Annotated in this window: 9 protein-coding genes and 1 pseudogene; 6 read left to right on the plus strand and 4 right to left on the minus strand. The window is 73.0% G+C overall.

Annotated elements, in window-relative coordinates:
• Positions 1–327 (plus strand): hypothetical protein (locus VHA72_RS10445; RefSeq protein ID WP_325574933.1); only part of this gene is annotated, 327 nt, incomplete at its 5' end.
• Between the two features lies 1 nt (position 328).
• Here the strand turns inward: VHA72_RS10445 and VHA72_RS10450 are convergent.
• Positions 329–1,360: pseudogene (locus VHA72_RS10450) on the minus strand (LLM class F420-dependent oxidoreductase); the annotation flags it as partial.
• A 46-nt stretch (positions 1,361–1,406) separates the two neighbouring features.
• Positions 1,407–1,883 carry a DUF6328 family protein gene (locus tag VHA72_RS10455; protein ID WP_325574937.1) on the minus strand — a complete coding sequence of 159 codons (477 nt, stop codon included), beginning with the start codon at positions 1,881–1,883 and terminating at the stop codon, positions 1,407–1,409.
• A gap of 40 nt (positions 1,884–1,923) precedes the next feature.
• On the opposite strand from VHA72_RS10455, the gene VHA72_RS10460 reads away from it, so the two are divergent.
• From VHA72_RS10460 to VHA72_RS10475, 4 genes are all read left to right on the plus strand, one after another.
• Entirely contained in the window at positions 1,924–2,664 is a 741-nt protein-coding gene (locus tag VHA72_RS10460) for an acyltransferase (protein WP_325574939.1), read from the plus strand.
• 46 nt (positions 2,665–2,710) lie between these two features.
• Entirely contained in the window at positions 2,711–3,481 is a 771-nt protein-coding gene (locus tag VHA72_RS10465) for a phytanoyl-CoA dioxygenase family protein (protein WP_325574941.1), read from the plus strand.
• Positions 3,482–3,554: 73 nt separating this feature from the next.
• Complete coding sequence (locus VHA72_RS10470; RefSeq protein ID WP_325574943.1) at positions 3,555–4,394, plus strand: glycerophosphodiester phosphodiesterase family protein; 840 nt, start codon at positions 3,555–3,557, stop codon at positions 4,392–4,394.
• Between the two features lie 30 nt (positions 4,395–4,424).
• On the plus strand, positions 4,425–5,048 hold the full coding sequence (locus VHA72_RS10475; protein WP_325574945.1) for a TetR family transcriptional regulator: 624 nt from the start codon (positions 4,425–4,427) through the stop codon (positions 5,046–5,048).
• Between the two features lie 28 nt (positions 5,049–5,076).
• Here the strand turns inward: VHA72_RS10475 and VHA72_RS10480 are convergent, their stop codons facing one another.
• Both VHA72_RS10480 and VHA72_RS10485 read right to left on the minus strand, forming a co-directional pair.
• Positions 5,077–5,340: a hypothetical protein gene (locus tag VHA72_RS10480; RefSeq protein WP_325574947.1), complete on the minus strand. Its 264-nt coding sequence runs from the start codon at positions 5,338–5,340 to the stop codon at positions 5,077–5,079.
• Positions 5,337–6,515: a PspC domain-containing protein gene (locus VHA72_RS10485; protein WP_325574949.1), complete on the minus strand. Its 1,179-nt coding sequence runs from the start codon at positions 6,513–6,515 to the stop codon at positions 5,337–5,339. The genes VHA72_RS10480 and VHA72_RS10485 overlap by 4 nt, the downstream gene beginning before the upstream one ends.
• A 133-nt stretch (positions 6,516–6,648) precedes the next feature.
• Between VHA72_RS10485 and VHA72_RS10490 the strand changes: the two genes are divergently transcribed.
• A partial coding sequence (locus tag VHA72_RS10490) for an ATP-binding protein (protein ID WP_325574951.1) occupies positions 6,649–7,885 on the plus strand: 1,237 nt, incomplete at its 3' end.

Consider the following 7,885-nt stretch of genomic DNA (forward strand, 5'->3'; position numbering starts at 1 on the left):
GACGACGAGGTCGTGGCACTGCCGCTGGAGTGGGGCGAGGGCTGGCCCACCTCGGTGATGGCGGTGCACAGCCCGGCGGTGGCAGGGCTCGCGCAATGGGTCTTCGACCAACTCTGGACGCTCGCCGTACCCGTGTGGAACGGCGCGGCGAGCTGGGACCCACTGCTGCGGCTGATGAGCGGCGGTGCCACGCTCGAGGCCGCCTCGCACGCCCTCGGGATCTCCGACCGGACCGGCCGCCGGCGCCTCTCCGACGCGATGGACCACTTCCAGGTCGCGAACCTCTTCGCTCTCGGCGTCGTCTGGGGACAGCAGCGGGGCCGCTGAGCTACACCCACTCCCGCAACTGGGCGACGGTCGCGGCCGCGTCGACGCCCTGCGCCGGCATCACCTGCAGGCTGGTCACGCCCGCCTCCGCGAACGCCGCGATCCGCTCCCGGACGTAGCTCGCCGGGCCGACCAGGTTGCCCGCCTGCAGCCACTCCAGCGGCACCTTCGCCTCGGCGTCGCGCTTGTGGCCGCTCAGGTAGAGTTCCTGGATCTCCTCGGCCGCCTGCTCGTAGCCGTAGTCACGGGCGAGCTGGTTGTAGAAGTTCTTGCCGCGCGCGCCCATGCCGCCGACGTAGAGCGCGTAGATCGGCCGCATCTGGTCCAGACAGTCCTGCACGTCCTCGCCGATCGCGACCAGGCCGCCGGCGCTGATCTCCAGCGGCCCCAGGTCGGGGCTGCGCTTGGCGTTGCCCGCCGCGAGGGCGTCGCCCCAGATCCCGTGCGCCTTCTCCGGGTGGAACAGGAACGGCAGCCAGCCGTCGGCCACCTCGGCGGTGAGCGCGACGTTCTTGGCACCGAGCGCCGCGATCCACAGGGGTACGTCGGCCCGCTCGGGCCGATTGAGCAGCTTCAGCGGCTTGCCCAGGCCGAGCCCCTGGTCGGCGGGCAGCGGGAGCTGGTAGATGCCGTCGTTGACCAGCCGCTCGTGTCGCAGACCCTGGCGCAGGATCTTCACGATCTCGCGGGTGCGCTGCAGCGGCCGGTCGTAAGGAACGCCGTGGAAGCCCTCGATCACCTGCGGGCCGCTCGCACCCAACCCGATGATGGCGCGGCCGCCGCTGACGTTGTCCAGGCCGGCCGCGGTCTGCAGCAGCGCTCCGGGCGTGCGGGAGTAGATGTTGAGGATGCCGGCCCCGAGCTCCACCCGCTCGGTCTTGGCGGCCAGGTAGCCCAGCAGCGACACCGCGTCGAACCCGTACGGCTCGGCCACCCACAGCTGATCCAGACCGGCCTTCTCCAGGGCGACCACCTGGTCGGCGGTCTCCCGCGGGTTCCCGAAGTAGGACAGTGGCATCGAGAGCTTCATGAGCGCGAACCTACCCGTCCGTAGGGACGAGCTGCCGCCGGGTCCGTCCCTACCGGTCGTCCGGGTCGCGCGTCAGCAGCAGCCGAGGGAGGGCGACCAGCAGGGCGACGAGCACGAGCACCAGCGCGAACCCGGCCGCAACCGCCGCCGGCAGATCGGTGACCATGTCGAAGACGAAGAAGCCGATGCCGACGACGAGCAGCGCCAAGGCGACGAGTACGCCGGTGAGCAGTCGCCGGCCCGCGGCCACGACGCGGTCCTTGACGTGTCGCCCGGACAGCCGCTGGTGGACCGCGACGGCCGACATCACCAGGGCGGTCGTCACCAGGGAGAGCATCACCAGCGCCAGGTAGACGCACCTGTCGACCGTGCCGAGCTCGCCGAAGCGGCTCTGGAAGGGCAGCGTCAGCAGGAAGCCCGAGGTCAGCTGGGCGCCGGTCTGCATCACCCGCAGCTCCTGCAGCAGGTCGGCGAAGAGACGGTCCATCCGCTCGGCCGCTGTCTCGTGGCGGTCGCTGGTCTCCATCCTCCCCGGGTTGCCCCGAACGGGGTGATAGAAACCCCGCATGTCTTCTGCGGAGAGCAGGTGGAGCCGCGGGGCGGCGCTGACCGCCGAGCATCGGGCCCGCCTGGCGGCCGCCGGTGCCGAGCCCGAGGTGCTTGAGCGGGCCGGCCTGACCGCCGTCACCGCGCCGCTGCCGTCGTGGTGGCACCAGCAGGGCAATGCGCTCTACCTGGGCGCCGGCGTGGAGCTCGCCGAGTCGGTGGTGAGCAGGCTGGCGCTCTACCCGTTCTCCGGCGTACTCCTCGCCATCGGGTCGACGCTGCCGCACCTGGCCTCGCTGCTCATCGGCGGCGACGAGGCGCTGGTGTTCGTCGGCCCGGGCACCGAGCTGACCGCCGGTGACCTCTACTGCGGCGCCGGCTCGGCGATCGTGCTCAACGGCGACACCGTCGCCACCCGATGTGCCGTCCTCGACGCCCGCAACGGCGGTGCGATCGTGGCCGCTCCGGACCAGCTGTGGGCGGCCAACGTGTACGTCGCCACGGACGATATGCACCGGCTCGAGGATGTGGAGACCGGCGAGCGGATCAACCCGTACGGCGCCACCATCCGGCTCGGTCGGCACGTCTGGCTGGGTCGGGAGGCGGTGCTGACCGGCCACGTCGAGATCGGCGAGGGCGCGGTGGTCGGGTCCCGCAGCATGGTGCGCGGCCAGAAGGTTCCGTCCCACACCGCCGTTGCCGGCACCCCGGCCCGGGTGATCCGCGAGGGCGTGACATGGCGCGGCGAGGACACGCCCTGAGATATCCGGATGCGCACCGGCCGCGTCCTCTGCCACGGTGAACCCGATGAGCACGATCGACCTGGCCGAGGAGTTCGTCGAGCGCGGCTACGTCCGGATCGAGGGCGCGTTCGGCCCCGATCTGGCTGCCGCCTGCCGCGACGTGCTGTGGTCGCAGCTCGACGCGAAGCCCGACGACCCGGCGACCTGGACCCAGCCGGTCGTGCGGCTGGGCGACCAGGCGGCGGCGCCGTTCGGCGAGGCCGCGAACACGCCCCGGCTCCGGGCGGCCTTCGATCTGCTGGTCGGGCCTGGCCGCTGGGCGCCTCGTGCGAGCCTGGGGACGTTCCCGGTGCGGTTCCCCTCCGATCAGCCGCCTGGCGACGACGGCTGGCACCTCGACGCGTCGTTCCTGGGCGAGGGCGAGGATCCGAGCGACTTCTTCCGGTGGCGGGTCAACCTCGCCTCCCGGGGCCGGGCGCTCTTGATGCTGTTCCTCTTCTCCGACGTCGAGGAGGATGACGCGCCCACCCGCATCCGGGTCGGCTCGCATCTCGACGCCGCCCGGTTGCTGGCGCCGTACGGCGAGGAGGGGCTGACCATGATGCAGATCTCGCGGCGTGCCGCCACGGCGACCGCCGACCATCCGGCGGCGCTGGCCACCGGCCGCGCCGGCGACGTGTTCCTGTGTCACCCGTTCCTGGTGCACGCCGCGCAGGCGCACCACGGCAGCCGGCCGCGGTTCCTGGCGCAGCCGCCGCTCCATCCGGTCGGGGCGTTCGACCCGGTCGCGGGAACCTCGCCGGTGGAGCTGGCGATCCGGCGGGCGCTCGTCTGATCGACCCGCAGCCGTCACCTCCGGTTCAGGCCGCATCGTCCGGGGCGTCAACCGCGCTGGACACCGTGGCGGCATGGCACTCGTGATCGGACACCGGGGCGCTCCCGGTCATCTGCCCGAACACTCGCTGGAGTCCTACCGGCTGGCGATCCGGATGGGCGCCGACGCGGTCGAGACAGACCTGGTGATGAGCGCCGACGGCGTCCTCGTGGTGCGCCACGAGAACGAGCTGTCGCGCACCACCGACATCGCGTCACGGCCCGAGTTCGCCGCCCGGCGTACGACGAAGGTGGTGGCCGGCCGCCGGCTCACCGGCTGGTTCACCGAGGACCTCACCTTCGCCGAGTTGCGGACGCTGGGCGCGCCCACCGCGCTGGACCCGATCATCAGCCTCGACCAGCTGCTCCTGTTGGTGGCCGAGGAGTCGGCGCGGGCCGGGCGGCGGATCGGGCTGCACATCGAGGTGAAGCACCCGGCGTACTTCGCCGGGCTGGGGCTGTCGATGATGCACCTGCTGTTGGAGACGCTGCGCGACCACGGCGTCGACGGTCCCGGCAGCCGGGTGTGGATCCAGTCCTTCGACGAGCGGTTCGTACGCCGGATCTCCCCGCTGACCGCCCTGCCGCTGGTGCAGCTGGTCGACGAGAGCGGGCCGGTGGACGCGCACGCGATCGCGGGGTACGCCGACGCGATCGGGCCGCGCCGCACCATGGTGCTCACCCCGGGCGGGGCTGTGACGCCGCTGCTGGCGCAGGCTCACCGGGCCGGGCTGGCGGTCTTCGTGTGGACGCTGCGCGGGTCGGTGGCGGCGCACCGGGCGATGTTCGCGACCGGTGTGGACGGCGTCTTCACCGACTACGCGGACCGCGCCGTGGCGGCGCTGTCGACCTCGGTCGTCGGCGAGCCCGCCTGAGGGCCTGCCGGACACGCCTAGGCTTCCGCCATGCGGGCCCCGGCACGTCGACGCGCGGACGCCCTGCGCAACGACCAGGCGATCCTGGACGCCGCGCGGGCGGTGTTCCTGCGCGACCCGGACGCGTCGATGGCGGCCGTCGCGGCCGCGGCCGGAGTGGGGATCGGCGGGCTCTACCGTCGCTACTCCGGCAAGGAGGAGCTGCTGCGCACCGTGTGCGCGGACTCGCTGCGCCGGGCGGTGGCGATCGGCGAGGCGGCACTGGCCGACGTCGACGACCCCTGGCGTGGCTTCGCCGCCTATCTGCGCGGCATCGTCGACTCGGGTGTCCAGCAGCTGACCACCCGCCTGGCCGGCAGCTTCGCGATGACCCCCGAGATCAGTGAGCTGAGCCGTCAGGCGGTGGCGGTCGGGGAGCGGGTCTTCCGGCTGGCCCGCGGCTCCGGCGTACTGCGTGCCGACATCCATCTCTCCGACCTCACCCTGCTCGGCGAGCAACTGGCCGCGATCGAGCTCGGCGATCCGGAGCGGACCGAGCAGCTGCGTCGGCGCTACCTGGCGGTGATGCTCGACGGCCTGCGTGCCGACGGCGCCACCGGCCGGCTGCCCGGCCCGCCACCCTCGGGGGAGGAGATCGCCGCGCGCTGGCGGTGAATGCTCGTCGAGGTAGGCAGCCGAACCGTCAGCGCCGGACGCCGTGCCGCCTCACCCCCGAGACCGCAGCCGCGGTGAGGCCGACCGCACCGCCGACCACCCAGGGCAGGGGCAGCAGCCAGCGCAGGTCGTGGCCGCTGACGGTGTCGGTCTGGATCAGCGCCCACGCGACCACCGCGCACAGGAAGACCAGGCCCATCACCAGGTGGCCGACGTTGACCGGATGCCAGCCGGTCTCGCGCTCGGGCCGATCGCTGGACTCGTCGGGCAGGTACAGCGTCTCGTCGCTCATCTTGTCTCCACGGTGATCTCGCCGACGTTGAGGTTGGCGTCGATGTACAGGGGTTCGCTGGTGATGGTCCCGGCGATCGCGCCGGAGAGGTGGCGGTGGAAGCCACCGCTGTCCTCGTCGAAGACCTCGACGTGGCCGGGGCCCTTGATCCGGGCGTCCGCCGAGGCGGCGATGCCTTCAGGCAGCAGCACCTTGATCGAGCCGACGTGGCCGCTGAGATCGATCGCGTGGCCGGCCAGCGCGGCCGGGTCGCTCAGCCGGGTCAGGTCGAGGCGCAGGTCTCCGGTGCCCAGGTGGTAGTCGGTGCGCACCTCGGCCATGCTCGTCGGCGTGTAGGTGACGGTGTGGCTGTGCGCGTCGAGATCCCACTTGTCGGCGGCCAGCGAGCCGGCCAGCACGATGCCGGCGACGAACCCGATGAAGATGAGCCCGCCGGCACGTCCCCAGAACGCCCCGACCACCAGCATCAGCCCGATGATCCCGACCGCGAGCGCGGCGTACGCCGGACCCGCGATCGAGGCCCCGGCCAGGTCGACCAGGCCCAGCACGCCCTCGGCGAGCGCGATCAGCGCCAGGGTGAACCAGAACAGGACCGGGCCGCGGCGGCGCGGGTTCGGCGGAGGCGGCGGAGCGGGCACCGGAGTGGTCGGGGTCGGCGGCACGTCGGAGGAGGAGTACGCCGCGGGCTCCGGCGCGACCGAGGCGGCCGGCACGCCGGCCTCCCTCCGCATCCGGCCGGGCATCCGCAACAGCCCGCCCCAGGCCTGTTCCCGGGTCATCAGCACCACCAGCACGACGATGGCCGGGATGAAGAACACCCACGGCACGTCGAAGTGGCCGATGGTGCCGCCGAGGACGGCCAGTACTGCTAGCGCGGCGACGACGTAGAGCACGAACGAGCGGCTGCGCGCGTCCAGCCGCACGATGGCCGAGTCGCTGCCCTCCTCGGGCACGAAGAGCCAGCCGGCGGCGTACAGCAGCAGGCCGGCGCAACCGAAGAACACCAGCACGACGAGGCCGACCCGCACGATGATCGGGTCGATGTCGAGGTGCCGGGCCAGGCCGCCGGCCACGCCGGCGATGTGCCGATCGGTGCGACTGCGACGGAGGTGGCCCAGGTCGCGAGAGCCGTCGGAGCGCGGGCTCTCCGGGGCGTCGGTCGGAGTGGTGGTCATGGCATCAAGCCTGGCCGCGGGATCGCCGCCGGACCATCGGGGAGACCCCTGATCCGCACCGGGCCGCCCCGAGCATGTGTCAGGGTGCTCCCTCATGGAACCGCGCAGGCCCACGTGTGACGATGGGCTCGCCATGAGCGACACCCGTCCCGTCCGCAGGGCCTACCGCGACACCGAGACCTCGGTCGTCGGCGGCGTGGCCGCCGGCCTCGCCCTGCATCTCGGCGTCTCCGTGACCTGGGTCCGGGTCTTCTTCGTCGCCACCGCACTGCTCAGCGGCCTGGGCGTGGTGCTGTACGCCGGGCTGTGGTTCTTCCTGCCGGCCGCCCCCACGCTGGAGACCGGCACGCCGGGCGCCGAGAGCGCCACCCGGGGCGGCCGCCGGCCCGGCCGGATCCGCCGGCTGGGCGACGCCGGGCCGGCGATCGCGCTCGGGGCGCTCGGCTTCGGCGGCGTGCTGATCGTCGAGCAGTCCCTCGGGATCGGCACGCTGTTCTGGCCGCTGCTGATCGCGGTGGTCGGCATCGCGCTGCTGTGGCGTCAGGCCGACGAGGCGCAGCGGGAGCGCTGGCTGGACGCGGGAGAGCGGCTCAACCCGGTGCGGATGGTCTTCGGTCGCGGCGGCTGGGCCGCCTACGCCCGGGTCGCCGCGGGGGCGCTGCTGGTGGTGATCGCGTTCGGGCTGTTCTCGCTGCGCGGCGGGTCCATCGACAACGCCGGCCAGCTGACCACGGCGTTCCTGCTGGGCGTCGTGGGCATCGCGGTGATCCTCGGCCCGTGGGCGTTCCGGCTGCTCACCGACCTGGCGGCGGAGCGGGCCGAGCGGGTCCGCACCCAGGAGCGCGCCGACGTCGCCGCGCACCTGCACGACTCGGTGCTGCAGACGCTGGCGCTGATCCAGAAGAACGCCGCCGACCCCGCGGCCGTCACCCGGCTGGCCCGCTCGCAGGAGCGCGACCTGCGCACCTGGCTGTACGCCGACGCCACCGACCCCGATGTCAGCCTCGCCGCCGCCCTGCGGCAGGCCGCGGCCGAGGTCGAGGACGCACACGGGGTCACCGTGGACGTGGTCGTGGTGGGGGACGCCCCACTCGGCACGCTTCAGGCGCTGGTCGCCGCCACCCGGGAGGCCGTCACCAACGCCGCCAAGCACGCCGGCGGTGGCCGCATCGACGTGTACGCCGAGGTCGGTGTCGCGGCGATCGACGTCTTCATCCGCGACCGCGGCTCGGGCTTCGTGCTGGACGATGTGCCGGAGGACCGCCACGGCCTACGAGACTCGATCCTGGCCCGAATGGAGCGACACGGCGGCGGCGCCGAGATCAGGACGGCCCCCGGCGAGGGCACCGAGGTGCGGCTGCACCAGCCAC

It is taken from the genome of Nocardioides sp., from assembly GCF_035547795.1.
Taxonomy (GTDB): Bacteria; Actinomycetota; Actinomycetes; order Propionibacteriales; family Nocardioidaceae; genus Nocardioides.